At 69.8% G+C, this 25,013-nt stretch carries 19 protein-coding genes; 2 read left to right on the top strand and 17 right to left on the bottom strand.

Features of this window, described 5'->3' with window-relative positions:
* Window positions 1-26 precede the first annotated feature (26 nt).
* Together ABTU92_RS02385 and ABTU92_RS02390 are read right to left on the bottom strand one after the other, a co-directional pair.
* Window positions 27-1,163 (bottom strand): methyltransferase, encoded by a 1,137-nt coding sequence (locus ABTU92_RS02385; RefSeq protein ID WP_408087295.1) that lies wholly within the window; start codon window positions 1,161-1,163, stop codon window positions 27-29.
* A gap of 78 nt (window positions 1,164-1,241) precedes the next feature.
* Window positions 1,242-2,108 carry a polyprenyl synthetase family protein gene (locus ABTU92_RS02390; RefSeq protein ID WP_408087297.1) on the bottom strand — a complete coding sequence of 289 codons (867 nt, stop codon included), beginning with the start codon at window positions 2,106-2,108 and terminating at the stop codon, window positions 1,242-1,244.
* Between the two features lie 116 nt (window positions 2,109-2,224).
* Between ABTU92_RS02390 and crtD the strand changes: the two genes are divergently transcribed.
* Together crtD and ABTU92_RS02400 are read left to right on the top strand one after the other, a co-directional pair.
* Window positions 2,225-3,772, top strand: coding sequence for a 1-hydroxycarotenoid 3,4-desaturase CrtD (crtD, locus tag ABTU92_RS02395; protein ID WP_408087299.1), 1,548 nt, complete (start codon window positions 2,225-2,227; stop codon window positions 3,770-3,772).
* 47 nt (window positions 3,773-3,819) lie between these two features.
* The gene (locus tag ABTU92_RS02400; RefSeq protein WP_408087301.1) at window positions 3,820-4,674 is read left to right on the top strand and encodes a carotenoid 1,2-hydratase; all 855 of its coding nucleotides are present in this window, start codon (window positions 3,820-3,822) and stop codon (window positions 4,672-4,674) included.
* A gap of 236 nt (window positions 4,675-4,910) precedes the next feature.
* Here the strand turns inward: ABTU92_RS02400 and ABTU92_RS02405 are convergent, their stop codons facing one another.
* The 15 genes from ABTU92_RS02405 to ABTU92_RS02475 form a co-directional block, all read right to left on the bottom strand.
* Window positions 4,911-5,081 (bottom strand): hypothetical protein, encoded by a 171-nt coding sequence (locus ABTU92_RS02405; protein WP_201159348.1) that lies wholly within the window; start codon window positions 5,079-5,081, stop codon window positions 4,911-4,913.
* A 141-nt stretch (window positions 5,082-5,222) separates the two neighbouring features.
* On the bottom strand, window positions 5,223-5,876 hold the full coding sequence (bchJ, locus tag ABTU92_RS02410) for a bacteriochlorophyll 4-vinyl reductase (protein ID WP_408087303.1): 654 nt from the start codon (window positions 5,874-5,876) through the stop codon (window positions 5,223-5,225).
* A 172-nt stretch (window positions 5,877-6,048) separates the two neighbouring features.
* Entirely contained in the window at window positions 6,049-7,605 is a 1,557-nt protein-coding gene (bchE, locus tag ABTU92_RS02415; protein WP_408087305.1) for a magnesium-protoporphyrin IX monomethyl ester anaerobic oxidative cyclase, read from the bottom strand.
* Window positions 7,606-7,753: 148 nt separating this feature from the next.
* On the bottom strand, window positions 7,754-8,851 hold the full coding sequence (locus ABTU92_RS02420) for a phytoene/squalene synthase family protein (protein WP_408087307.1): 1,098 nt from the start codon (window positions 8,849-8,851) through the stop codon (window positions 7,754-7,756).
* Window positions 8,823-10,370, bottom strand: coding sequence for a phytoene desaturase (locus ABTU92_RS02425; protein WP_408087309.1), 1,548 nt, complete (start codon window positions 10,368-10,370; stop codon window positions 8,823-8,825). Before ABTU92_RS02425 ends, ABTU92_RS02420 begins: the two co-directional genes overlap by 29 nt.
* Before the next feature lie 323 nt (window positions 10,371-10,693).
* Window positions 10,694-11,707: a xanthine dehydrogenase family protein molybdopterin-binding subunit gene (locus tag ABTU92_RS02430; protein ID WP_408087311.1), complete on the bottom strand. Its 1,014-nt coding sequence runs from the start codon at window positions 11,705-11,707 to the stop codon at window positions 10,694-10,696.
* Window positions 11,707-13,134, bottom strand: coding sequence for a xanthine dehydrogenase family protein molybdopterin-binding subunit (locus ABTU92_RS02435; protein ID WP_408087313.1), 1,428 nt, complete (start codon window positions 13,132-13,134; stop codon window positions 11,707-11,709). The genes ABTU92_RS02430 and ABTU92_RS02435 overlap by 1 nt, the downstream gene beginning before the upstream one ends.
* A 5-nt stretch (window positions 13,135-13,139) precedes the next feature.
* Window positions 13,140-13,640, bottom strand: a complete 501-nt coding sequence (locus ABTU92_RS02440; protein ID WP_408087315.1) for a (2Fe-2S)-binding protein — start codon at window positions 13,638-13,640, stop codon at window positions 13,140-13,142.
* Entirely contained in the window at window positions 13,637-14,524 is an 888-nt protein-coding gene (locus ABTU92_RS02445; protein ID WP_408087317.1) for an FAD binding domain-containing protein, read from the bottom strand. Before ABTU92_RS02445 ends, ABTU92_RS02440 begins: the two co-directional genes overlap by 4 nt.
* 671 nt (window positions 14,525-15,195) lie before the next feature.
* Window positions 15,196-17,901 carry a CoA-binding protein gene (locus tag ABTU92_RS02450; RefSeq protein ID WP_408087319.1) on the bottom strand — a complete coding sequence of 902 codons (2,706 nt, stop codon included), beginning with the start codon at window positions 17,899-17,901 and terminating at the stop codon, window positions 15,196-15,198.
* Between the two features lie 169 nt (window positions 17,902-18,070).
* Complete coding sequence (locus tag ABTU92_RS02455; protein ID WP_408087321.1) at window positions 18,071-19,357, bottom strand: ATP citrate lyase citrate-binding domain-containing protein; 1,287 nt, start codon at window positions 19,355-19,357, stop codon at window positions 18,071-18,073.
* A gap of 276 nt (window positions 19,358-19,633) precedes the next feature.
* Window positions 19,634-20,599, bottom strand: a complete 966-nt coding sequence (locus ABTU92_RS02460) for a tripartite tricarboxylate transporter substrate-binding protein (protein WP_408087323.1) — start codon at window positions 20,597-20,599, stop codon at window positions 19,634-19,636.
* A gap of 194 nt (window positions 20,600-20,793) precedes the next feature.
* Window positions 20,794-21,657: an SDR family oxidoreductase gene (locus tag ABTU92_RS02465; protein WP_408087325.1), complete on the bottom strand. Its 864-nt coding sequence runs from the start codon at window positions 21,655-21,657 to the stop codon at window positions 20,794-20,796.
* Window positions 21,658-21,850: 193 nt separating this feature from the next.
* Complete coding sequence (locus ABTU92_RS02470) at window positions 21,851-24,505, bottom strand: MGH1-like glycoside hydrolase domain-containing protein (RefSeq protein ID WP_408087327.1); 2,655 nt, start codon at window positions 24,503-24,505, stop codon at window positions 21,851-21,853.
* The gene (locus ABTU92_RS02475; RefSeq protein ID WP_408087329.1) at window positions 24,502-24,960 is read right to left on the bottom strand and encodes a hypothetical protein; all 459 of its coding nucleotides are present in this window, start codon (window positions 24,958-24,960) and stop codon (window positions 24,502-24,504) included. The genes ABTU92_RS02470 and ABTU92_RS02475 overlap by 4 nt, the downstream gene beginning before the upstream one ends.
* Window positions 24,961-25,013 lie beyond the last annotated feature (53 nt).

The raw sequence follows: 25,013 nt of genomic DNA on the forward strand, positions 1-25,013 counted from the left end.
CGTATTGTCATATCGTTCCAAACAACCTAGGCGTCCGCAATAACCATCTGTAAGATCACAGGATTCCTGGTTGTCACGAGACGTGGACGGTGGAACCCCGCGGCCGTCAGCAGGCCGCATAACACCCCCGGGGTCCGGGGTCGCCCCCGCCCCATCGCCAATAGGTAGAATCCGAAATAGGCTTCACCCAAGGGCGCGGCGCCGGGCGCTCCGGACATCGGCTCGGCCACCATCACGCGGCCGCCGGCCGGCAGGGCGCGTCGCACCGCGGCGAGCAGCGTCCGCACCGTGTCCTCGTCGTGGTCGTGCAGGATGCGCACGAGCGACACGATGTCGGCGCCGGTGGGCAGCGGGTCGGTGCGGAAGTCGCCGGCCCGGACCGTGACCCGGTCGGCGAGGCCCGCCGCGGCGAAGGTCTGGCGCGCCCGCTCGGCGACGGCCGGCAGGTCGAACAGCATCAGCGACAGGCCGGGGTGGCGGGCCGCGACGGCGGAGAGGAACGCCCCCTCGCCGCCGCCGACGTCGAGCAGGCAGCGACGGCCGGCGAGCGGCGCCGCAGCCAGCACCTCCTCGGCGACGAAGCCTTGTGTCGCCGCCATCAGGCGCGAGTAGGAGGCGACGGCCTCGGGCGGCAGCGAGCCCGGCGCCCCGCGGCCCGCATAGGCCCAGAAGCGGCCGAGCTCGGTGTCGGCCTCGCCGCGCAGGAGCGCGACCGGATCGGCGAGGTCTCTATAGAAGAGCGCGTGGTGCGCGATCATGTCGGGCAGGCCGGCATTGCCGCGCAGCGCGGCGCCGTGGCGACCGAGCGCGAAGCGATCGTCGCCGCACTTCTCGGTGAGGTCGAGGGTCGCGGCGGCGGCCAGCAGCCGGCGGGCGGCGTCCTCCGACAGCCCGGTGCGGGCGGCGAGCGCGGCGACCGACAACGGCCCGTCGGCCAGCAGGTCGAACACCTTCAACTGCACGCAGGCGAGGAGAATCTGCGAGTAGACGAAGCCGGCGACGATATCGAACAGGGCCCGGGTGCGGGCGCGGGCGATCGGCCGGGTGAGCGGAAAGGCGGCGGCGAGCCGCTGGAAGCGGGGTGAGGCGAGCACGCCGTTGCGCAGCGCCAGCCAGCGCTCGCGCCAATCCGAGGAGCGATCCCGGGGCGTCGGGTCTTTCACGTCGCCACCCGCCTCTCACGGTCACCTCTCCCCGGCGGGGAGAGGGCGAATCTCGTGGGGCCGTGCCCGGTCGGCGGATCAGGCCGCCGCGGCGGCGAGGCGCTTCGGCACCAGCCGCTTCGCCTCGGACATGATGAGGGCGCGCAGGTCGCCGGCGCCCTGGCAGGGCGGAATGCCGGCGATCGCCTCCTTCACCAGGGTCTCGAGGCGGTGCATGGCACCGTCGATGCCGAGGTCGCGCACCGCGCTCGGGCGGCCGAGCGCCGCGTCGCGGCCGATCGGCTTGCCGAGCTCCTCCTCGTCGGAGGCGGCGTCGCGCAGGTCGTCGGCGACCTGGTAGGCGAGGCCGAGCTTGGCGCCGACCACCTTCCACGGCTCCGGGTCGTGGCCGGCCGCCGCCGCGCCCAGCATGGTCGCGGCCGAGAACAGCGCCCCGGTCTTCTGCTCGTGGTACTCGACGAGGTCGCAGAACGGCTCGCACTCCCACGCCTGGCCGGCCGCGATGCCGCTCGGCATGCCGACCGACTGGCCGACGATGCGCATGACATGGGGCAGCCGCTCGGGCGAGCAGCCGACGTAGGAGAGCTGCTCGAACGCCAGCACGATCAGGGCGTCGCCGGCCAGCACCGCGATCCGCTCGCCATAGGCGACGTGGACCGAGGGCTTGCCGCGCCGCAGCGGGGCGTCGTCGAAGCAGGGCAGGTCGTCGTGGATCAGCGAGGCGCAGTGCAGCAACTCGATCGAGGCGGCGGCCGCCTCGGTGAGGGCCGGCTGGTCGTCGCCGCAGGCCGCCGCGGCGGCCAGGCAGAGGCGCGGCCGGACCCGGGCACCGCGCGGAAACACCGCGTAACGCATCGCCGAGGCGAGCTTGCTGGGAGCGGCGGGGGTTTCGACCCGGGCCAAGGCGGCGTTGAGAGCCTGCTCGATCCTCGTGCTACTATCCATGCGTTCAGCCCCTGATGGCGAGCAAAGATATGTAATGATCCATTGTCACGTCGAACTGTCACGCAGTATAGACACATGGACACCGAACTCAACGGTATTTCTGCGGATTGGTGAGCGTGGCGCGTGAGTCCGCAATCGTGGTGGGGGCCGGCGCGGGGGGACTCGCCGCCGCCATCCACTTGGCGCTCGCCGGCATCGCCGTGACGGTCGTCGAAGCGGCCGAGGCGCCGGGCGGCAAGCTGCGCGAGGTCGTGGTCGGCGGCCGCGGCATCGATGCCGGCCCGACCGTCTTCACCATGCGCTGGGTGTTCGACGAGCTGTTCGGCGCCGCCGGCACCAGCCTCGACCGCGAGATCACGGTGACGCCGCTCGACGTGCTGGCCCGCCACGCCTGGGACGACAGCTCGCGCCTCGACCTCTACGCCGACAACGCCCGCTCGGCCGACGCCATCGGGGACTTCGCCGGCGCCGCCGAGGCGCAACGCTTCCGGGACTTCTGCGACCGTGCGGCGCGCATCTACAAGACGCTGGAAGGCCCGTTCCTGCGCGCCCAGCGCTGCCGCTCGCCGTTCGACCTGACGCGGCGGCTCGGCCTCGCCCGGCTGCCCGAGCTCGCCGCGATCTCGCCCTTCGCCACCATGTGGAGCGGGCTCGGCCGCCACTTCCACGATCCGCGCCTGCGTCAGCTGTTCGGCCGCTACGCCACCTATTGCGGCTCGTCGCCGTTCCTCGCCCCGGCCACCCTGATGCTGGTCGCCCATGTCGAGCAGCAGGGCGTCTGGCTGATCGAGGGCGGCATGCAGCGGCTCGCCGAGGCGCTGGTGCGCACCGCCGAGCGGCTCGGCGTGACGGTGCGGCTCGGCACGCCGGTCGCCGAGGTCCTGGTCGAGCGCGGCCGCGCCGCCGGCGTCGTGCTGGCGACCGGCGAGCGGCTCGACGCCGACACCGTGGTGATCAATGCCGACGTCGCCGCGCTCGCCGACGGACGATTGGGCATCGCGGTGCGCGGCGCCGTGCCGGGCGTGCCGCCGAAGGCGCGCTCGCTCTCGGCCGTCACCTGGTGCGTGATGGCGGAACCCGAGGGCTTCCCGCTGCATCATCACACGGTGTTCTTCGCGCCCGACTACCGGGCCGAGTTCGACCGGCTGATGCGCGACCGCCGCCTGCCCGCCGACCCGACCGTCTATGTCTGCGCCCAGGACCGGCTCGGCGACATCGCGGCGGACGGGCCGGGAAACCAACCCGAGCCGCTGCTCGTACTCGTCAATGCGCCGCCGAGCGGCGACACGACGCCGCCCTCGGACGCGGCCCTGGAAATCGCCCGCCATGCCGCCTTCGAGCGGCTTCGGCGCTGCGGGCTCGAGCTGCGGGTGTCCGGGGATGCCGTCGTGACCTCGCCGGCGGATTTTCACCGGCGCTTTCCGGGGACGGGAGGCGCGCTCTACGGAAGGGCTTCGCACGGATGGATGGCATCGTTCCGGCGGCCGGGATCGCGAACGCGGATCCCGGGGCTGTATCTGGCGGGCGGCAGCACGCATCCGGGACCGGGCGTCCCGATGGCGGCGCTGTCGGGCCGGCTGGCGGCGGCCGCCGTGATCGCGGACCGCGATTCGACGAGCCGGTCGCGCCCGGCGGGTATCTCTGGTGGTATGTCGACGCGCTGAGCGACGACGGCCGCCACGGGCTGACCATCATCGCCTTCGTCGGCAGCGTGTTCTCGCCCTATTACGCCTGGGCGCGCCGGCGCGCCCAGGGGGGCCTCGCCGACCCTCACGATCACTGCGCCGTCAACGTCGCGCTCTACGGCGAGCCGCGCCGCTGGGCCATGACCGAGCGCGGCCGCGGCAAGCTTTTTCGCGATGCGACGACTCTCTCGATCGGCCCGAGCGCGCTCGCCTGGGACGGCGAGACGCTCGTGATCACGATCGACGAGACGACCGTACCGGTGCCCTCGCGGCTCTCCGGGACCGTGCGGGTGCGGCCGGCGGCGCTGACCGGCGCGAGCTTCGCGCTCGACGACGCCGGGCTCCATCTGTGGCGCCCGATCGCGCCCTGCTCCGACGTCGAGGTCGAGCTCACGAAACCGGCGCTGACCTGGCGCGGCCACGGCTATCTCGACAGCAACCGCGGCGAGACGCCGCTGGAGAGCGCCTTCGTGCGTTGGGACTGGTCGCGCGCCAATCTCACGGACGGCGCCGCCGTGCTCTATCACGCCATCCGCCGCGGTGCCGCCGCGGGGCCTGATGGTCCGCGTCGTGATCACGACGAGCGCGCGCTGGCGCTGCGCTTCGACCGTGCTGGCGCGGTCACGCCCGTGGAGGTGCCGCACCGGGTGATGCTGCCCGACACGCTGTGGCGCATGCCGCGCGAGACGCGCAGCGACAGGCCGGACGGCATGCGGGTCGCCGCGACCTTCGAGGATTCGCCCTTCTACACACGCTCGCTCCTGACCGGCACGCTGCTCGGCCAGGACGTCGACGCCGTGCATGAAAGCCTGTCGCTCGACCGCTTCGCCGCGCCCTGGGTGCAGGCCATGCTGCCCTTCCGCATGCCGCGGCTGCGGTGAGGTGCTTTGGTGAGGCTGAGGGCTGCGACGAGGCGGAGCCTTTTTGACCGGAGCGTCTACCGGAGTCGCCCCACCCTCCGCTCATGCCCGCGCAGGCGGGCATCCAGGCGCGCCGTCCCGTACCGCCCCTGGGTCCCCGCCTTCGCGGGGACGATCGGATCGTTGGGACATGCCGATCCGATATCGTGATCAGATCATGATCCCATCGTGAGTCGATGCCGGACTACGGCCACCGCTCACTTGTCCGGCGCGCCGGGGGCGCCGGCGGAGTGATCCGAAAAAGCGCGCTTGAAGGCTCGGCGGTTGCTGCGGGTCCGGGTGAAGGCGAAGAGCTGCATCAGCGCGAAGGCCAGGAAGGCCCCGAGAGTCATCAGAGCGAGCGTCGGGATGAAGGCGTCCCACGACATGGTGTCCTCGTAAGCATCGGTGTGAGAATGCCGCGCGACGAGAGCGTGCACGGCCGGCGCGGTGCGCCTTTGTCGAGCCAACGCGACGGGAGGGCATTCGATCCGTTCGGTGCGGCGAGAGGCGCGCTGCGCGAGGGCGGCTCAGCGCCAGCGGATCTCGAACGTGCAGGCGGGCGCGCCCATGGCTTCGCAGGCCGTCTCGGTGACGGTCGCGTGTCCGTGCACCAGGGTGCGGAACAGGCGCTCGAAGGTGGCGCCGTAATAGTCGCAGACCGGCGCGTCGGCCGTCGCGCCGCGGCACACCGGATTGCCGGCGATGGAGAAGCGCACCGGATGGCCGGCCGTCGCCGTGAATACGCCGGAGCCGGCGAAGGTCCAGGAGTGCTTGCCGATCGCGCCGAGCAGGATGCGGGCCGACACGCCCGCCGGCAGAATCTTCAGGATCGGCTGGATCGCCTGCGGGATGCGGTTGGCGAGCAGATAGTCGGCGGTCAGCTCGCCGGCCCGCCGGCCCGCCGCCCTGGCGGCCGCGAGGCCGAGGACGTCGCGCACCACCGTGTGGATCGCCACGACGTCGCGCTCGTCGACCATGTGGTCGGGCGCATGAACGAGATGATGCGAGAGGTCGGCGAGCCCAAACAGGCGCGCCGTCTCCGCCTCGCCGACCTGCTCGCGCAGCGCCTCGATCATCCGGATGATGGCGTTCGGCCCGATGCGGGCGACGGCGGGGTCCGAGGCGGGGGCGTGAGGAGAAGGAGGAGCGGCTGCGTGCCGTTCAGTTGCGGTGCTGCTCACGTCGATATCTCACCACTCGGCGCGACGCCGGCTCTCCCTCTCCCCGCTTGCGGGGAGAGGGTGGGGGTGAGGGGGCATACGGCGCCGGCCTAGCGTGGCGGCGCCCCCTCACCCGGAGTCCGCGCGAGCGCGGGCTCCGACCTCTCCCCGCGCGCGGGGAGAGGTGAAGGCTTCAGCAGGCGCGCACGGCCTCGGGCTTCTCGCCCTTCTTCTTGCGGCCCTTCGGGGCGGCCTGCAGGTCGGTGGCCTGCGCCTCCGTGATGGTGCGGGTCTCGTCGAAGCCGAAGTCGACCTTCTTGGACTGCGGACCCCAGTAGCCGACGCGGCCGAGGTCGTAGAACTTCCGCTCGAACGAGCTCTTCAGATAGGCCTTCATGCAGCCCATCATGTAGCGGCGCTTCTCGCGGTCCCGGATGAACGGATACTCCAGGAACATCTTGCGCATGTAGAAGCGGCGGTAGTTGTTCATCACGCGGTCGAGAAGCTCCGGCCGCGTCATCGCGTCCGGCTTCATGATCGGCGTGACGAAATTGTACTTCTCGAAGTCGAACACCTCGACCTTCTCGCCCATGTCCTGGAACAGGTCGGAGAACGGCCACGGCGTGAACATCGACCAGTTGGCCATGTCGCAACCCCAGTCGCGGGCCATCTGGTAGGTCTCTTCCAGCGTCTCGCGGGTCTCGTTCTCGAGGCCGACGATGAACTGCGCCTCGGAGACGATGCCGTGCTTGCGCAACAGCTCGATGGCGCGCTTGTTCTGCGCCACCGTGGTCTCCTTGTTGAACAGGTCGAGCTTGAGCTGAGCGGCCGCTTCGGTGCCGAGCGAGATGTGGATCAGGCCGGCCTTGCGGTAGAGCGGCAGCAGCGCCTCGTCGCGCAGGATGTCGGTGACGCGCGTGTTGATGCCCCACATCACCGGCAGCTTGCGCCGCACCAGCTCCTCGCACAGCGCGACGAACTTCTTGCGGTGGATGGTGGGCTCCTCGTCGGCGAGGATGAAGAAGCCGACGTCGAACTCCTTCACCAGCACCTCGATCTCGTCGACCACCTTGATCGGATCGCGGACCCGGTAGGTGCGCCAGAACTTCCACTGCGAGCAGAACGAGCAGGTGAAGGGGCAGCCGCGGGCGAAGTTCGGGATCGCGACCCGGCAGCCGAGCGGGATGTAGTTGTACTGGTTCCAGTTCAGGATGCCCCAGTCGGGGCTCAGCATGTCGAGATTCTCGATCGGCGGCGCCGCCGCCGTCGCGATGATGTTGGCGCCGTCCGAATAGGCGATGCCCTTGACGGTGTCGGGGTTCTTCTTGAACTCGCCGGAGTCGATCGCGCGCACCAGGTCGAGCAGGATCTGCTCGCCCTCGCCGCGGATCACCACGTCGATCCAGGGCGCCTCGGCCAGCACCTGCTTGTACATGAAGGTCGCGTGGATGCCGCCGATCGCCGTGACGGCGTTCGGGCACTCCTCGCGGGCGATCTGCAGGGCGCGCTCGGCCTTGTAGATCGCCGGCGTGATCGCGGTGGCGCCGATCAGGTCCGGCTTGAGACGGCGGAACTCGGCGCGGAGCTGATCCTCGGTGAGGTCGTCCGTCATCGCGTCGATGAAGGTGACGTCGGTGTAGCCGTTGGCCTTCAGGGTCCCGGCCAGATAGGCGACCCAGGCCGGCGGCCAGTTGCCGGCGATTTCCGCTCCGCCCGAGTGGTAGTTGGGATGCAGGAGCAGAATACGCATGGCGGACCTCCCGGGGCGTTGGACGCGCGTGCTGTTGCCGACGGCGTGCGGATCAATGCGCGTGATCGTCAATCACCATTAGACAGCAGGGACTGACAATCGAAATTGACAATTGTCATGCGAGGCCGCTTCGCGCGACCGTCGCGGTTCAGGTTTCCAGACGAACGAAGCGCGCGCCCCGACCACGGTCGGCGGCGCTGATCTCGCGTTGCCCGAGACGCTCGAACAGATCGAGCACCCAGACGACACGGCGATTGAGATCCCACCACGCGGTGCGGGCGGGATCGGGACGGATGCGGCCGAGCTGATGGGCCTCGACCGCCTCGACCAGGAAGCGCGTCTCGGCGAGCGGCTCGCTCGGCTCCGCCTTGGGCACCAGCGGCGCCGCCGCGAAGGCGCGGGCGAGCAGCTCGAGCTTGCGGCGGCCCGGCACATAGGCACGCTGCGACACCGAATCGAGGCCGTTCGCCTCGATCACCCGGCCGATCTCGGCATACATGATGCGAGCCGCGAGGATGCCGGGGCGGCAGCCGAAGGGCAGCTTGGCGATGCCGGCCTCGGCGCGCGTGTAGAGCACGTCGGCGGCGGCGAGCATGCGGGCGACGACGCGGGCGATCCGCTCGTCGAACACCGGATCGGCCAGCCAGGCGTCGGGGTCGAGCCCCTCCTCGCGCATCCAGGCGAGCGGCATGTAGATGCGGCCCATCCGGGCGTCCTCGCCGATGTCGCGGCAGATATTGGTGATCTGCATCGCGACGCCGAGATCGCAGGCACGGGCGAGCGTGTCCGGGTCGCGCACCCCCATCAGCAGCGTCATCATGGCGCCGACCGTGGCGGCGACCCGGGCCGAGTAGGCGAAGACGCCGGACAGATCCTCGTAGCGGCGGCCCTCGGTGTCCCAGCCGAGGCCTTCCAGCAGCGCCTCGGGGATCGCCCGCGGGATGGCGTAGCGCGCCACCATGTCGGCGAAGGCCCGGTCGGTCGCGGTCGGCAGCGGCCGGCCCTCGTAGGCGAGCGCGAGGCGCTCGCGCAGCCGCGCGACCGCGTCCTTCTCGCTGTCCTCGCCGTCGACCTCGTCGTCGGCGAAGCGGCAGAAGGCATAGAGCGTGTAGGCGGGCGAGCGCACCGCGCAGGGCAGCAGCAGCGAGGCCGCGAAGAAGGTGCGCGAGCCCTGCCGGATCATCGCCCGGCAGGCCGCGACATCCTCCTCGGAGGCTTTAGGATTCTCGAGCCAGATCGGCACCATGGGGCACCACGGAGTCGAGCACGCGGGCGGACGACAGGACGCCGGGCAGGCCGGCGCCCGGATGGGTGCCGGCGCCGACCAGGAACAGCCGGTCGACCTCCTCGCTGCGGTTGTGGGGACGGAACCACGCGCTCTGGGTGAACACGGGCTCGAAGCTGAACGCGGCCCCGAGAACGGAGCGGAGTCGCGTCTGGAAATCGTTCGGCGTGACGATGCGGGACGTGACGATATTGTCTTCGAGGCCGGGCAGCACGGTGCGGCCCAAAAACTCGGCGATGGCGCGGCGATACGGCTCGGCGGCGTGCGCCCAGTCGATCCCGCTGGCGAGATTCGGGACCGGCGACAAGACGTAGAAGCCGTCGCAGCCCTCGGGGGCCAGTGACGGGTCGGTCGCGGTCGGATGATGCAGGTAGAGGCTGAAGTCAGGCGCCAGCACCTTGCGGTCGAAGATGTCGCGCAGCAGCTCCTTGTAGCGCGGCCCGAGCAGGATCGTGTGGTGCGGGACACCGCGATACTGGCGCTTGGTCCCGAAATACCAGACGAACAGGCTCATCGAGTAGCGCGCGTTCTCCAGCTTCTTGTCGGTCCAGCGGCGCCGCACCTCGGCCGGCAGGAGCTTGCCGTAGGTCCAGGCGGCGTCGGCATTGGAGACGACGATGTCGGCGGCGAGCGTCTCGCCCGAGGCGAGCCGGACCCCGGTGGCGCGGCCGCCCTCGACCGTGATGGCGGCGACCTCGCTGTCGTAGCGGATGCTGTTGCCCTGCCCCTCGATCAGCCCCACCAGGCCCTTGACCAGCGCCCCGGTGCCGCCGCGCGGGAACCAGACTCCGAACTTGTTCTGCAGATAGGTGATCAGGCAGTAGATCGAGGTGACGGCGAACGGGTTGCCGCCGATGAAAAGCGGGTGGAAGGACAGCGCGATGCGGATCCGTGGATCCTTCACGTAGCTCGCGGCGAGGCCGTGGACGCTGCGCCAGCTCTGCAGCCGGATGAACTCCGGCAGCACCTTGGCCATCGACGCGAGCGAGCCGAACGGGACGTTCGACAGTTTCTCGAAGCCGACCTCGTAGATGTCCTTGCTCTTGGCGAGGAAACGCTCCCAGCCCTCGACGTCGCCGGGGGCGAGACGCGCGATCTCGCGGCGCATCGCGTCGAGATCGCTGCATTCGGTGTAGGTTTCGCCGTCGTCGAACCGGATCTGGTAGTACGGATCGATCGGCTCGAGCGTGATGTCGTCGGAGAATGTCCTCCCGGCGACCGACCACAGCTCCTCGAACACCTTGGGAAGCGTGACGATGGTCGGCCCGGCGTCGAACGTGAAGCCGTCCTGGCGGAACACGTAGGCGCGGCCGCCCGGCTGGTCGAGCTTCTCCAGCACGGTGACGCGATAGCCGCGCGCGCCGAGCCGGACCGCGGCGGCCAAGCCCCCGAATCCGCTCCCGATCACAATGGCATGAGGCACGCGGGCTCCCGATCCGACCACGGGAGAAGGCGGCCTGTCGAGTGTCAAGCTAGACATCACGAACGACTGTAACAGCAAATTGACAGTCGAGCTAGGCCGCAGGCGGGCCAAACGCGGCATTCGTGCTTCTACGCATGCGTCATCGTGAACGCATTCCGACCGGGCCGGGAGGCGGGGCTATCGGCGCGATCCGGCCGCCCGCCGCGGGCCGGGATCCGGGTCGGCGCTTCGGCGGGGCCTCCGGACTCTTTGCCCTGCCCCTCGCCCCCTCGCCCGGAGAAAGAAAAACGGCGCCATCCGGCGCCGCCAGGGGGTCGGCGCGGCCGTCTTCCGCGGCCGCGGTTACTCGTCAGTCCGGCCTCCTCGGCCGGATTGCCCGGTCAGGCCGGAATCTGCTTCTGCTCCGCCGCGCGCTTCGCCTTGAGCGCCTTCAAGACCTTCTCGGAGGTCGCCGGCAGCGACGTGATGCGCACCCCGACCGCGTCGTAGATGGCGTTGGTGACGGCGGCCGCGGTCGGCACCAGGCTCGGCTCGCCGACCGCCTTGGCGCCGAACGGGCCGGTCTCGTCGAAGTTCTCGACGATGTCCTCGTCGATCTCCGGCATGTCGAGCGAGGTCGGCAGGATGTAGTTGGTGAGATTGCAGTTCACCTGCTTGCCGGTCTTGTCGAACAGGATCTCCTCGTAGAGCCCGAAGCCGAGCCCCATGTAGACGCCGCCGTCGATCTGGCCCTCGACCAGCATCGGGTTCACGGCCGTGCCGCAGTCGTGCGACGCCGTGATGCGCAGCACCTCGACCTCGCCGGTCTCGTCGTCGACGTCGACCTCGGCGATCTGGGTGGCGTAGACATAGGTGCCGAACGGCTTGCCCTGCCCCTCGGCGTCCATCGGCACCATCGGCGGATCCCAGGTGGCGCTGCCGATCGGCGGCGTGCCGACGCCGTTGTAGGCGCGGGTGCAGACATCGGCGAGCGCCGCGGCGCGGCTGGGGAAGCCCTTCACCTGGATCTTGCGGTCCTTGGCCTCGAGCTGGTCGGGCTTGACGCCGAGCATGCCCGACGCGACCTGGAACAGCGTGTCGCGCGCCATCTCGGCGGCGAGCCGCACCGCGTTGCCGGTGATGTAGGTGGTGCGGCTGGCGATGGCGCCGGTGTCCATCGGGCAGGTGTCGGTGTCGCCCGAGACGATGTGGATGTCGTTCGGCGCGATGCCGAGCGCCTCGGCGGCGATCTGGCTCAGCGCGCCGAGCGAGCCCTGCCCGGTCTCCACCGTGCCGGTGAGAACGACGGCGCTGCCGTCCTCGTTGAGCTTCACCACCGCGCCGCTCGGGTTCGAGTAGCCGGTGAAGCCGACCGGATACCACATGCTGGCGATGCCGCGTCCCCGGTGCTTCATCAGCGCGCCTCCCATCCGAATTTCCGCGCGGCGTTGTTCAGCGACTCGATCACCTTCACGCTGTGCAGCACCTGGCCCGTGGCCGACATCGAGCCCTCGCGGAAGAAGTTCTTCAGGCGAATCTCGATCGGGTCGATGCCGAGATCGCGGGCGATCTCGTCCATCTGGGACTCGTAGGCGAAGCACACCTGCGGGGCGCCGAAGCCGCGCATCGAGCCGGACGTCGTCTTGTTGGTGTAGACGACGCAGCCTTCGACGTGGATGTTCTCGATCTGATACGGGCCGGGCGCCAGGATCGAGGCCTTGCCGAGCGTCGTCTCGGAGAACGAGCAGTAGGCGCCGCCGTCCAGCACCATGCGGATCTGGCGGGCGATGATCTTGCCCTCCTTCGTCACGCCGGTCTTGTAGTCCATGATCATCGGGTGCCGGATGGTCGAGGCGACGAACTCCTCGACCCGGGTGAACCGGCCCTTCACCGGGCGCCCCGCCTTCTTCGACAGGAGCGCCAGCACCGGCTCGTGGCGGATCTCGTTCTTGCCGCCGAAATTGCCGCCCACCACGGTGCCGATCACCCGGATGCGACTGATCGGGATGCGCAGCGTCTTCGCCAGATCCACGCGCGCCAGCGTGATGCGGCCGATGGTGGCATAGACGGTGAGGCGGCCGTTGGCGTCCCAGTCGGCGATCGACGTGAACGGCTCCATCGGCGCATGCTCGATGCCGGGCGTCGTGTAGCGGTTCTCGTAGACCCGATACGACTGGGCGAAGCCCTTCTCGACGTCGCCGCGGCGGATCAGCTTCTTGAAGTAGATGTTGGTGTCGCCACCATGGACCTTCGGCGCGTCGGGCGAGAGCGCCTCGATCGGGTCGTAGACGCCGGGCAGCGGCTCGTATTCGACCTCGATGGCGTCGATCGCCGCCTGGGCGATCTGCTCGGTGACGGCCGCGACCGCCGCGACCCCGTCGCCGGCGTGACGGACGATCTCGTCGACCAGCAGCGGCTGGTCGACGATCGAGGTGCCGAACAGGTTGAGCGGGATCTCGCGGCCGAGCAGCACGGCCTTGACGCCCGGCATCGCCTCGGCCTTCGAGACGTCGATGCGCTTGATACGCGCCGACGAGAGGCCGGCCCGCTTGATCTTGGCGTAGAGCATGCCCGGCAGGGCGATGTCGTCGATGTAGCGGGTCAGCCCGAGGCCGTGATTGCGGCTGTCCGGGCGCTGCGCCCGCAGGCCGACCGCCCGGGTCTGCTCACCCACTTGCGGGACGAGCGGCGGCTCCAGCGGCAGCGTCGTGGGCGGGGCGACGGCGGGGAGCCGCAGATCCTCGTCCGAGCGCCGCAGCACCTCGACGGGCGCGACGCGCGGCTTCTCCAGAACGTCCGTGGCGACGGCGGCGGGTTCGCGTTCCAACAGATCCTCGGCCATGCGTCTCACCTCTGCTGCGGCGCTGCCAGCGCGGGGGTCTCGGGCGACTGCAACATCCGGGCGGCCTCGTGGACGCCGTCGATCATCTTCACGTAGCCGGTGCAGCGGCACAGGTTGCCGGCCAGCGCCGAACGGATCTCCTGCGTGGTCGGGCTCGGGTTCTCGTCGAGCAGCGCCTTGGCTGTCATGATCACGCCGGGGCCGCAGAAGCCGCACTGCAGCGCGCCGTTCTCCTCGAACACCTTCTGCAGCGGGTGCAGGCCGTCGCGGGTGGCGAGCCCCTCGATGGTCGTGACGGTGCGGCCGTCCGCCTGGGCGGCCAGCATCAGGCAGGCGTTCACGGCGAGGCCGTCGACGATCACGGTGCAGGCGCCGCAGTCGCCGATGTCGCAGCCGGTCTTGGCGCCGGTGAGCAGGAAGTGCTCGCGCAGCAGTACGAGCAGCGTCGTCTCGGGCGGCACCGAGGCGGAGCGGAGTTCGCCGTTGACGGTCAGGGTCACGTTCACGATGCGAGATCCTTCTGGTTCGGCGTGACGCGGGCGAGGCTGCCGGCGAGCGCGCGCTTCACCAGCACGGCGATCAGGTCGAGCCGGTACTCGGCGCTGGCGCGGAAGTCGGTGATCGGCTTCGCCTCGGTCGCGGCGATGCGGCCGGCCTCGGCCATCGCCTCCTCGCTGATCGGGCGGCCGGCGAGATAGGCCTCGGCCTTGGGGGCGCGGATCACGGTCGGGGCGACGGCGCCGAGCGCGATCGCCGGCTCGGCGAACACGCCCTCGCCGCCCCAGAACGCGGCCGCGGCGTTGACCAGCGCCAGCGCCTGGCCCTTGCGCAGCCCGAATTTCTGGAAGGCTGCCGGCTTGCCGACATTGCGCTTCGGGATGACGATCTCGACCAGCAGCTCGTCGGGGGCGAGGCTGGTGCGACGCGGCCCGACGAACAGCCCGGCGAGCGGTATCGCGCGGCGGCCGGCGGGTCCGAGGATCGTCACCTGCGCATCGAGCGCGAGCAGGGTCGGCCCCGAATCCATCGACGGGACGCACGTGATCAGGTTGCCGCCGACGGTGCCGAGATTGCGGGTCTGCACGGCGCCGATCACCACGGCCGCCTCGGCCAGCGCCGGCAGGGTCTGCGCGATCAGGGGCGACTCGACGATCTCGGTATGGGTCGTGAGCGCACCGATGCGCAGGCCCGCGTCGGTCAGCGCGATGCCCTTCATGTCGGCGGCGCGCGAGATGTCGACCATCACGTCGGGCGGCGGATGCGGCGAGTTCTTCAGATCGGCGAGCAGATCGGTGCCGCCGGCCAGCACCTTGGCCCCCTTGCCGTACTCGGCCAGCAGGGCGACCGCGTGCTCGGCGCTCTTCGCCGCGACATATCCGAACGGTTTCATGTGCCACGTGCCTCGGCGGTGGGCCGGACGGCTCCGGTGCCGGCGGACACGTCGCGACCCCGGGTCCAATCATGGACCGCGGACGGTGGGCGCGGCGGCGCGCGACACGAGGGCAGAGACGAACCGGCTGAACGACTTGCATGCTGAACGACTTGCATGCCGAACGACCGGCAAAACGTGCATGCTTCCGATCGAGGCGACAACCCCGGGAATCACGGGCCACATCGTCGCGGGGCGCAGAACTGCGTCCGGCGGAGCACCGGCGCACCCCCGGCGGCGCCGAAAAATGCAGGCTTTTCAGAATCGTTCCGGTGTACGCGCCAACTCGTGACGGCACGGACGGGATTCTGTTCCGGGACGACGAGAATTCCGCTGCAATGTCATTGCGTTGCAGCATGAGGCGCAACGTCGTGCTGCAGCGCGGAGTCGTGCTGCAGCGCGGAACAGCGGGTGCGGGGCGCAGGAGGCGGCGCGGACTCGTCGTCACCCTCTCCCTGAGGGAGAAGATCGACGTGCGAAGCGCGTCGGGGTGAGGGTTTACGGAGCCGATGGAGGCCTCGGCACCCCCTCGCCCGGAGTTCGCGCCTCGGCGCGAACTCCGACCTCTCCCCGCCGGGGAGAGGTGAAGCGGCCACGCGCCGAGGACCGCCGCACCACGTGCGTCGAACTGATCACGACACGAAGGCGCATTTGGAGGCCGGCGTGCGGGTGTCCATGTCGCGGCCGCGATTCATGTGATCGTCGGCCTCGGCCGCGCAGCCGAGCATGCGGGCGTACAGGAAGATCGTGAAAGCCGCGGTCTCCAGCCGGTCACGGCCGATCTCGCCGGAGCGGAACGGAACCCACAGCAGCTTCAAGAGCAGCGCCGAGAGCAGCGCGTCGACGTTCACGCAATAGACGTTGCGCGACACGCCCGCCTCGAACAGCGCCTGCACGACGGCGTGGTAGAAGTCATGGAACACGTTGTACTCGCCGCGCTTCTCGGCGAGCTCGCGGACATGGGCCTCGCGCGGATCGGTGTTCACCGGCTTGTCCTTGAACACCGGGTGGTTGACGCCCGGGATCTTCTGGAACCCGGAGCTGCCGGCCTCCTTCTTCTCCGCCTTGTAGTCCTTGTAGGCGTTGGCATAGGTCTTCGCCAGCGCGGCGAGATCGATGCCGTGATCACGATCGCCCGGATCGGCGAGGCCGGTCGGCTCGAACCGGTCGATCAGGAAGGCGATGCCCTCGTACCCGTTGCCGCCATGGGCGTAGCCGCAATGCGTCAGGAAGCCCAGCATCGCCTTGTTGAGCTGCACCCGCTCGGGCGACTCGGGTCCGTCGGACGAGACCGCGCCCTTGGCGCCCTGCGCCGTGATGGTGCCGGGGCCGTTGGAGAGCAGGAGCCCGATCAGCATCTGGAAGGCGAACAGCGCGTCCGGATCGCCGTCGCGGCCGGTGAGCGCCGTGCAGGCGACGGTGCCGAGCGACGCCTCGCGGATCAGCGTCTCGTTCGGGTATCCACAGAACGATTCCGGTGCGTGCGCGGCGGCGTCGACCGAAGCGCCGATCATCACGCCGAACAGATGCATCCACCACGGCAGCGCCTCGGCGGTGAGCGGCGAGATGCGCTTGCGCATCAGCGGGCCCCAGGCGAGCGAGGCGGCGATGGCGGCGCGCGCCGCGTCGTGCGTCGGGTGGCCGGGCAGCGTCTTCAGCCAGCGCACGAACGGCGCCTTGGCGCCACGCGCCTCGACGCCCTCGATCAGCGCATCGGCGCGCGGGTCGGGCGTGTCGGAGACGAACAGGGCGCGGTTCTCGGCGCTCGCCTGGACGCTCGAAAGATCGAAGCCGTCGTCGAGCACGCTCGTCAGCCCGGCATGGACGAACTCCTCGAGCAGCAGCCGCACCAGCCGCCGCGTGCCTTCGAACTGCCTCGGCCCGGCGATGCTGACGGCGGCCGCCAGCACTGCGTTCGGCGCGTTGCCGGCCTCGCGTGCCGCTTGCGCGGCGGCGAGCATCGGCGTGCCGTGGAGGTTGAGGCTCTCGCCGACCAGCGTGTTGATCAGGGCGCGGTCGTTCGGCCCGCCGACCTGGCGCAGGAGCGCCAGCGCGACGTTGGCCTCGAACGGATGCTGGGCGGCGTCGAGCACCGAGACGCCGTTGAGCGTCGTCACCTGGGTGGCCGCATCCATCTGCGAGGCGCCCGACGCGTCCTTCATCGACTGTCGCGGGAAGGCGGCGCCGAGCTGGCGATTGAGCCGCGCGATCTCGCGTCCGTAGGGCGCCATCGCCTCGACGACCGGCAGGTCCAGTTCCTCGGGCAGCGCGAGCCCCATGTTGGAGCCGAACCACGGCTTGAGGCGCAGATTGCCCTCCGGCGCGAAGTCCGGCAGGCAGGCATTCGCCTGCATCACGGCGGTGAGCGCATGCGTGATGTGCGCGATGTTGGTGACCACGGCGCCGCGCCGCGAGAAGATCGGCCGCTCCGGCGTGAACACGCCGTCGACCTCGAACTTCTCCATGAACCAGCGCTCCTTGGCGCCGGCGTCGTCGTCGCCGCCCGACATCGCGCCGGCATGGCCGACCGGCCTCGTGAGCTTCGACTTCCAGCGGCCGACCACGCAGGCGACCACGGGCTTCGTGAAGGTCGCCTCCAGCTCGTAATGGCCGCCCGGCTCGACATAGAGCACGGCCGCCTTGCTGCGCATGTCGTTGGCGAGGCAGTAGGCGAACTCCGGTGCGGCGAAGTGGATGTAGAGATCCTTGCCGGACGAGATCAGCGTCGTGGTGCCCCATCCGGCCATGCGCAGATAGGTCGCCATCGTGGTGGTGAAGTTGCCCGAGTTCGAGAAGATCGCGATCGAACCGCGGCGCAGCGCCTCGCGCGGATTGTCGCCGCCGAGCGCGCCGCCGATACGCACCTCGTTCCACGAGTCGGCGACGCCGAGGCTGTTGCCGCCGAAGATGTCGATGCCGTGCTGTTGGCCCATCGCGCGGATTTCCCGCGAGTCGTGCACCGACATCTTCTCGGTCACGATGAAGATCTTGCGCAGCTCGGGATTGACCCGGATCAGCTCGGCGACGCCGTCGCGGGCGCCCGACGGCGGCAGGTAGATGACGCCGCAGTTGAAGCGGTGGCCGTTCTCCAGGCCCTCGCGCACGTCGTTGTAGACCGGGATGCCGCCGAGCGAGGTCTTGAGCCACTGCCCCGAGCGTCCCGGCGAGGTGCCGAACACCACGTTGCCGCCCGAGTAGACGTGACCGACCGGCGTCACGTCCTTCGACTCGCCGCCCAGCACGTTGAGCACGCAGACACGGTCGTGCCGCGAGGCGATCTGGTCGAGCGACGAGATGCCGACGAAGTACTTGAAGGGGCCGATGCCGTCCTTGTGCATGGTCGTGTCCGCCGAGCGTGTCAGTCGCAGTTTCGTGCGCGCAGGTCTGTACGATCGCCCCAAACGCCGCTCATGCCCGCGCAGGCGGGCATCCACGGCCGCGCGCCGTGTCGCCCCTGGGTCCCCGCCTGCGCGGGGATGAGCGGAACGTGGGATCGGTTCATCGCTTCTACGCCGCCGTCGGCGAGGCGATCTTCAGGCCCTCGGCGACGAGGGCGCGGCCGCCCTCGCGCATCCAGGCGTCGGCCCGCTTGGCGTAGCCGATCACCTCGCTGATATCGGAATCGAAGCCGAAGATCCGGTACGGCAGGCCGAGCGCCTCCACGGTGTCGCGCAGCGCCCCGAAGCCGCGGATCAGGTTCGGCCCGCCGCGCGCCGCGACGACGTAGAGCGGCGTCGGCCCGTTCTTGGAGAAATGCTCGCGCAGCGCGTCGGAGATCGCCCGCAGCGTCTCGAAGATGTCGGTGTTGTTGGCCTTGCCGCCGACGATGAACAGCACGTTCGATTGCTTCAGCCAGTGCTTGAAGCAGATCGCCGCGACCTCGCGCATCTTGGCATAGGGCGGGTTGCCGCCGAAGTCGGACGAGATGATCGCGAGGTCGCCGAGGATCTCCGACACCAGCGAGTTGGCGCCACCCCCGAAGGTCGGCGCCAGGATCGTGCCGTGCGGATTGATCACGTAGACGTCGCTCTGCCCCTGATAGGTGCGGAGCTGGTTGATCTCCTGCTCGAAGTCCGAGTAGTCGACGGCGAACAATTCGGCCGGCAGGCCGAGGCGCAGCCAGCGGCTGTCGTCGCGATCGAAGCCGCACTTGAAGTCGCAGGCGACCGGCGTGAGCCGGCCCTCGCGATCCGGGCGCATGCGGATCGGGTTGAGCTCCAGCGTCGTCATGCCGTAGCCGTGATAGAGCTCCCACATCCGCGGCAGGGTCTGCACCAGCGGCGAGATGATGGCGCTCGGCGCGTGCAGCGAGGAGAGCGCGTTCGCCACCACGAAGGCCTTCAGGCCGGTGAGCGAGTCGAACGGAATCTGCGCCACCCGGCTCTTGTCGAGCTCCTCGATGTCGACGCCGCCCTCGTGCGTGAGCGTCATGGTCGGGGCGCGGAAGCGGGTCGCGTCGGTGATCGAGAAGTAGACCTCGTGCTCGGCCGGCACCAACCCTTCGAAGGTGACGCCGTTCGCCTTGAAGCGGAAGCCGCCCGATTCGAGCTCGGCGAAGTAGAGCCGCTCCTTCTCCTTCAGCGCGGTCTTCAGGTCGCGCGCGATGCCGATCAGGCCGGCCTTGCCCTTCTTGCCGACGCCGCCCTTGAACACCGGCTTGATGACGATGCCGCCGTGGCGGTCGATGAGGCTCTTGATCTCGGCCTCGCTGGCCCCCGGCCCGAGCACCTCGGAGGTGGGGAAGCCCGCGAACTGCAGGAGCTTCGCGCCGTAGAGCATGCCGGTGATCTGCATCGATCGCGTCCCGCGGTCCCGTCGCGGCCGCCTGATCGGCCGCGGTTCCAAGATACCGACACGATACCGGACCGCCGGCCCTGCTTCTAGGTGCAGCGGCGGCTCGCGTCGATCCGGTGATCCCCTGGTCGGCGCATCAAATTGCCGCGCCGAGCCCCCTTTTCCTCCGACCGGGTGGGCTTTATTGCGCGCCGCGGAACAAACCATGCGCGCCGCAAGAGAAACGGCCGGGGCATGCCCCGGCCGTCGTCGCGAATCACGTTCGAAAGGCGCGGCTCAGTCGGCGTACTGGCCGGCCGCCTTGATGATCGGCGCCCAGCGGTCGATCTCGCTGATCAGCATCTTCTCGTGGACCTGCGGGGTGGCCCGCTCGGGGGCGACCGGCTCGGTCGTGATGTCACGGAAGCGCTTGGCGAGCTCGGGATCCTTCATGGCGGCGACGATCGCGTCCGAGAGCTTCTTGACGACCTCGGGCGGCGTGCCCTTGGGCGCGTAGACGCCGTGCCAGACGCTGATCTCGAAGCCCGACAGGCCGGCCTCGTCGGCGGTCGGCAGGTCCGGGAAGGTGCTCATCCGGGTCTTCGTCGTCACGGCATAGGCCTTCACCTGCTTCGAGGTGATCGGGCCGGTCGTGTTGGTCGCCTGGTCGCAGGTCATGTCCACCTGCTTGCCGAGCAGATCGTTCATGATCGGGCCGTTGCCCTTGTAGGGCACGGTGGTCACCTGGGTCTGCAGCGCCGTCTGGATCAGCATGCCGCAGAGTTGCGAGGCGGCACCGAGGCCGGCATGGGCGTAGGAGACCTTCTCCTTGTTGGCCTTGATGTACTCGATCAGCTCCTTGAGCGTGTTCGGCGCGAAGTCCGGGCGCGCGATGATGGTCTGCGGCGACTCGGTGACGAGGCCGAGCGGCACGAACGCGGTCTTGGTGTCGTACGGCAACTTGCGGTAGAGCGTCGCCGCGGTCGACAGGCCGACGTGATGGATCAGCAGCGTGTAGCCGTCCGGCGCGGCGCGCGCCACGCGGGCCGAGCCGATGGTGCCGCCGGCACCGACCGCGTTCTCGATGATGATCTGCTGGCCGAGCGACTTCTGCATGCTCGCGGCCGTGATCCGCGCGATCGTGTCGGTCGGGCCGCCGGCCGCGAAGGGGACCACCATGGTGATCGGCCGGTCGGGATAGTTCTGCGCCATCGCCGGGCTCACAGCGAACGCCAGGACAGCGGCAATCGTCGTCAAACGCATCTGCAACGTCCTCCTTGCCCATCTTTCCGGAAAGGTCGAGCGGGCCGGAACCGGCCGCCGGGTCTGCAGGCTGGCGACACGTGATACCACGCGTTGCGCTCGCACGCATGTGCGCTCGCGTCCGACCAAACCCTTACGGGACAAAACGGTATGCCGCTCCGGTCGCCGCCATCTCGCGGTGCAGCGGAGCGACGTCACCCGCCCGTGGCGAAGCCCGGATAGCAGGTCATGCCGCCGTCCACGAAGAGCGTGATGCCGTTGATGTAGTCGGCCATGTCGGAGGCCAGGAACACGGCTGCGTTGGCGATGTCCTGCGGCTCGCCGATGCGCCGGTAGGGCACCAGCGTCATCAGCTGCGCATAGGCCTCGGGCGTGCTCCAGGCCGCGGTGTTGATCGGCGTGCGGATGGCGCCGGGACCGATGGCGTTGACCCTGATGCGATGCGGCGCCAGCTCCTGGGCGAGGCTCTTCATCATCATCTGGATGCCGCCCTTGGAGGAGGCGTAGTTGACGTGGCCGGCCCACGGGATCACCTCGTGCACCGAGCTCATGCAGACGATCTTGCCGGCCGCGACCGAGATCTCGCGGCGCACGCCGCGGCGCAGGAACTCCTTGGCCGCCTCGCGGGCGCAGAGGAACTGGCCGGTGAGATTGACGCCGATCACCTTGTTCCATTCGGCCATCGTCATGTCGATCAGGGCCGCGTCGCGCTGCAGGCCGGCATTCGCCACCATGATGTCGAGCGTGCCGAAGGTCTTCACGGCCTCGGCCACCATGGCGACGACCTGATCCTCCTGCGACACGTCGGCCTTCACGGCGAGCGCCCGACGCCCCGTCTTCTCGATCGCCGCGACGACCGGATCGGCGGTGCCGACGACGTAGTTCACGACCACGTCGGCGCCGGCCTGCGCCATGGCGATCGCCACGGCCTGGCCGATGCCGGAATTGGCGCCGGTGACCAGCGCGACCTGGCCGGTCAAGAGCTGCGGCATGCGGTCGTAGGCCGGCAGGTCGGTATCGAACGTGCTCGGCGAGGAGGCGGGGGTCGAGGTCGTCATGCGGTGCTCCAGGTGCGTGACAAAGTGTCGTGATGCGGTGTCGGTCGACGGTAACGACGTTCGGAACAGGCGATCTCGGGGACGCGGCGTTCCGGGACCGAGCAACGCGCCGGCCCCGGACTCCAGCCACGAGCTCCGACCGGATCGCCGGGTTCCGGGCTCGCACCGCCGGTGCGCCCGGAGTGACGGCGCGTCAGCGGCCCTCCCGGGCGAGCTCGTCGATCAGGTTGGCGACCAGCGCGGTCCAGCCCGTCTGGTGCGAGGCGCCGACGCCGCGGCCGCTGTCGCCGTCGAAATACTCGTGGAACACGAGATGATCACGAAAGTGCGGATCGTCCTGCAGCTTGGCGTGGTCGCCGAACACGGCGCGCCGGCCGGCCGGGTCGCGCAGGAACAGCCGCGTCAGCCGCCGGCGCAGCTCGTCGGCGACCTCGGCGAGGCTCATCATGACGCCCGAGCCGGTCGGGCACTCGATCTCGAAGTCCTCGCCGTAGAACAGCGCGAACTTGTCGAGACTCTCGACGATCAGATAGTTCACCGGCATCCACACCGGACCGCGCCAGTTGGAGTTGCCGCCGAACAGGCCGGTATCGGATTCGCCCGGCGTGTAGCGCACCTCCGCCCGGTAGCCGTCGCGCACGAACACGTAAGGATGGTCGCGGTGGACGCGCGACACCGCCCGGATGCCGTGATCGGAGAGGAACTCGGTCTCGTCCAGCATGCGGGCCAGCACCGCCTTCATGCGGAAGGCGCGCGCGACCGCGAGCAGGCGCCGCCCGTCGGCGCCGGGCGTCTGCGGCCGCGAGACGAGCGCGGCGAGCTCGGGCCGATGCGTCAGGTACCATTCCATCCGGCGCACGAAGACGGGCGACTGCGCGAGCAGATCCTCGTCCAGGATCTCGACGGCGAACAGCGGGATCAGCCCGACCATCGAGCGAAGCCGCAGCGGCACCTTCTCGCCCGACTCGAGCAGCAGCCAGTCGTAATAGAAGCCGTCGCGGTCGTCCCACAAGCCGATCCCCTCGTCGGCCAGGTTGGTCATCGCCCCGCCGATCAGCAGGAAGTGCTCGAAGAACTTGGAGGCGATGTCCTGATAGGCGGCATCGTCGCGGGCGAGCTCGAGCGCGATCTTGAGCATGTTGAGGCAGAACATCGCCATCCACGACGTGCCGTCCGACTGGGTCAGCGTGCCGCCGACCGGCAGCGGCCGCGAGCGGTCGAACACGCCGATATTGTCGAGCCCGAGGAAGCCACCCTGAAAGACGTTGCGGCCGCCCTGGTCCTTGCGGTTCACCCACCAGGTGAAATTCAGCAAGAGCTTGATGAACACGGCCTCGAGGAAGACGCGATCGCCGATGCCGCGGCGCGCCTTCTCGACCGCGTAGATGCGCAGCGCCGCCCAGGCGTGCACGGGCGGGTTCACGTCGGAGAAGTTCCACTCGTAGGCGGGCAGCTGGCCGTTGGGATGCATCATCCAGGGCTGGCACAGCAGCAGCAGCTGATCCTTGGCGAAGCGCGTGTCGACCAGCGCCATCGTCGCGAGATGGAACGCCCAGTCCCACGCCGCGAACCACGGATATTCCCACTTGTCCGGCATGGCGATGACGCTCGCCGTGACGAGATGGTGCCAGTCGCTGTTGCGTCCGCGGCGGCGCTCGGGCGGCGGCGCCGGCTGGGCCGGATCGCCGCGCAGCCACTCGGTCACGTCGAGGGCGTAGAACTGCTTCGACCACAGGAGCCCGGCGAGCGCCTGGCGCTGCACGGCCCGCATGTCGGGGTCGCCGATCGGGGCCTGCAGGGCGGCGAAGAACTCCTCCGTCTCGGCGATGCGCGTCGTGAGCACCGCGTCGAAATCCGAGAACGCATCGGCGCGCCGCTCGCCCGGACACAAGCGCGCGCGCAGCACGACGCTGCCGCCGGGCGGCACGTCGACGACGTGCAGGGCGGCCGCCTTGGTGCCGGTGCGGGCCGGGTTCACGGCGCCGCGAAAGCCGTTCACCACATAGTCGCCGATGCCGTCCTTGAAGAAGCCCGGCACGGGCGGCGTGCCGAACAGGCGATGCACGTTGGTCTCGTTCTCGCAGAACAGGAGATCGTCCGGCACATCCAGGTGCAGCGTGAAGGGGCCGAGCAGCGGGTGCGCGGCCCGGATCGCGGCGCCGCCGTCCGCGCTCAGCACGGGCTTCTCGGTGCCTCTTGTCCACGACCAGGTGTTGCGAAACCAGATCTGTGGCAGCACGGTCAGCCGCGTGGTCCGGTCGCCGCGATTGGTGACGGTGATCCGCCACAGCGTGTCGTTCGGGTCCGCCTTGGCGTACTCGATCGTCACGTCGAAATAACGATCCTGGTCGAACACCCCGGTGTCGAGCAGCTCGAACTCGCGGTCGCCACGGCCGCGGCGGCGGTTCTCGGCGACGAGCCAGCCGTAGGGGAACGCCGCCTGCGGGTACTTGTACAGCATCCGCGCGTAAGAGTGGGTCGGCGTGGCGTCGAGATGGTGCCAGATCTCCTTGACGTCCTCGCCGTGATTGCCCTCGCCGTTGGTGAGGCCGAAGAAGCGCTCCTTCAGGATCGGGTCGGCGCCGTTCCACAGCGCCAGACCGAGACAGAGATGCTGGCCGACGTCGCACCAGCCGCCGATCGCGTCCTCGCCCCAGCGATAGGCGCGGCTGCGCGCCGCGTCGTGGCTCAGGTACGACCAGGCGTCGCCCGAGGCCGAGTAGTCCTCGCGGACCGTGCCCCACTGGCGATCGCTCACATAGGGGCCGAAGCGCCGCCACGGCGCCGCGCCGGCATTCGCCTCGGCGAGGCGGCGCCCTTCCGCCGTCGGCGCGAGCGGATCGCTCACCGCGGCCCCGCGGGCGCGCCGGTGGGCGGCGGAGCGGGCGTCGTCTCGGGCGGCTTGCTCTCGGGCCGCTTGGGACCGCCGGGCTCGGGATCGCCCGGCTTGGCGTCGGGAGACTTGGTGCCGAGAGATTTGGCGGCGGCGAGCTTTTCCACGGTCGCCTGCAGGGCGGCGACCGTCGCCTTCAGGACGGCGATCTCGGCCGCCGCCGCGGCCAGGCGCTGGTTGGCGAGCGTGTTGTTGCGGGCGATGACCGCGTGGAGATACTCGACATTGGCCTGCAGGCAGCCGGTGCGGCGGTCCATCTGCGATTCGCGGCCGCACGCCTCGAGGCCGCGCACGTCCTGGGCCGCCGCCGGTGGCGCGAGTCCGGTCGCGACGACGCATGCGACGGCGACCGAGGCGACTGCGGACGCCCTGACGAGCGCCGGCACGGCGCGACCTGCGATCCCGATCATGACCGGCCCTCGTTCGGAGAACGGCGACGCTAGCGCGCGAATCTTAACGAGGT

Origin of the sequence: Rhodoplanes sp. SY1, assembly GCF_046000175.1 — a bacterium.
Lineage (GTDB): Bacteria > Pseudomonadota > Alphaproteobacteria > Rhizobiales > Xanthobacteraceae > Rhodoplanes.

What these genes read in the sequence shown, in the direction of transcription:
- ABTU92_RS02390 (WP_408087297.1), bottom strand. Translation starts at nt 2,108, where the DNA reads ATGGATAGTAGCACGAGGATCGAGCAGGCTCTCAACGCCGCCTTGGCC.
- ABTU92_RS02405 (WP_201159348.1), bottom strand. Translation starts at nt 5,081, where the DNA reads ATGTCGTGGGACGCCTTCATCCCGACGCTCGCTCTGATGACTCTCGGG.
- bchE (WP_408087305.1), bottom strand. Translation starts at nt 7,605, where the DNA reads ATGCGTATTCTGCTCCTGCATCCCAACTACCACTCGGGCGGAGCGGAA.
- ABTU92_RS02420 (WP_408087307.1), bottom strand. Translation starts at nt 8,851, where the DNA reads ATGGTGCCGATCTGGCTCGAGAATCCTAAAGCCTCCGAGGAGGATGTC.
- ABTU92_RS02425 (WP_408087309.1), bottom strand. Translation starts at nt 10,370, where the DNA reads ATGTCTAGCTTGACACTCGACAGGCCGCCTTCTCCCGTGGTCGGATCG.
- ABTU92_RS02430 (WP_408087311.1), bottom strand. Translation starts at nt 11,707, where the DNA reads ATGAAGCACCGGGGACGCGGCATCGCCAGCATGTGGTATCCGGTCGGC.
- ABTU92_RS02435 (WP_408087313.1), bottom strand. Translation starts at nt 13,134, where the DNA reads ATGGCCGAGGATCTGTTGGAACGCGAACCCGCCGCCGTCGCCACGGAC.
- ABTU92_RS02445 (WP_408087317.1), bottom strand. Translation starts at nt 14,524, where the DNA reads ATGAAACCGTTCGGATATGTCGCGGCGAAGAGCGCCGAGCACGCGGTC.
- ABTU92_RS02450 (WP_408087319.1), bottom strand. Translation starts at nt 17,901, where the DNA reads ATGCACAAGGACGGCATCGGCCCCTTCAAGTACTTCGTCGGCATCTCG.
- ABTU92_RS02455 (WP_408087321.1), bottom strand. Translation starts at nt 19,357, where the DNA reads ATGCAGATCACCGGCATGCTCTACGGCGCGAAGCTCCTGCAGTTCGCG.
- ABTU92_RS02460 (WP_408087323.1), bottom strand. Translation starts at nt 20,599, where the DNA reads ATGCGTTTGACGACGATTGCCGCTGTCCTGGCGTTCGCTGTGAGCCCG.
- ABTU92_RS02465 (WP_408087325.1), bottom strand. Translation starts at nt 21,657, where the DNA reads ATGACGACCTCGACCCCCGCCTCCTCGCCGAGCACGTTCGATACCGAC.
- ABTU92_RS02475 (WP_408087329.1), bottom strand. Translation starts at nt 24,960, where the DNA reads ATGATCGGGATCGCAGGTCGCGCCGTGCCGGCGCTCGTCAGGGCGTCC.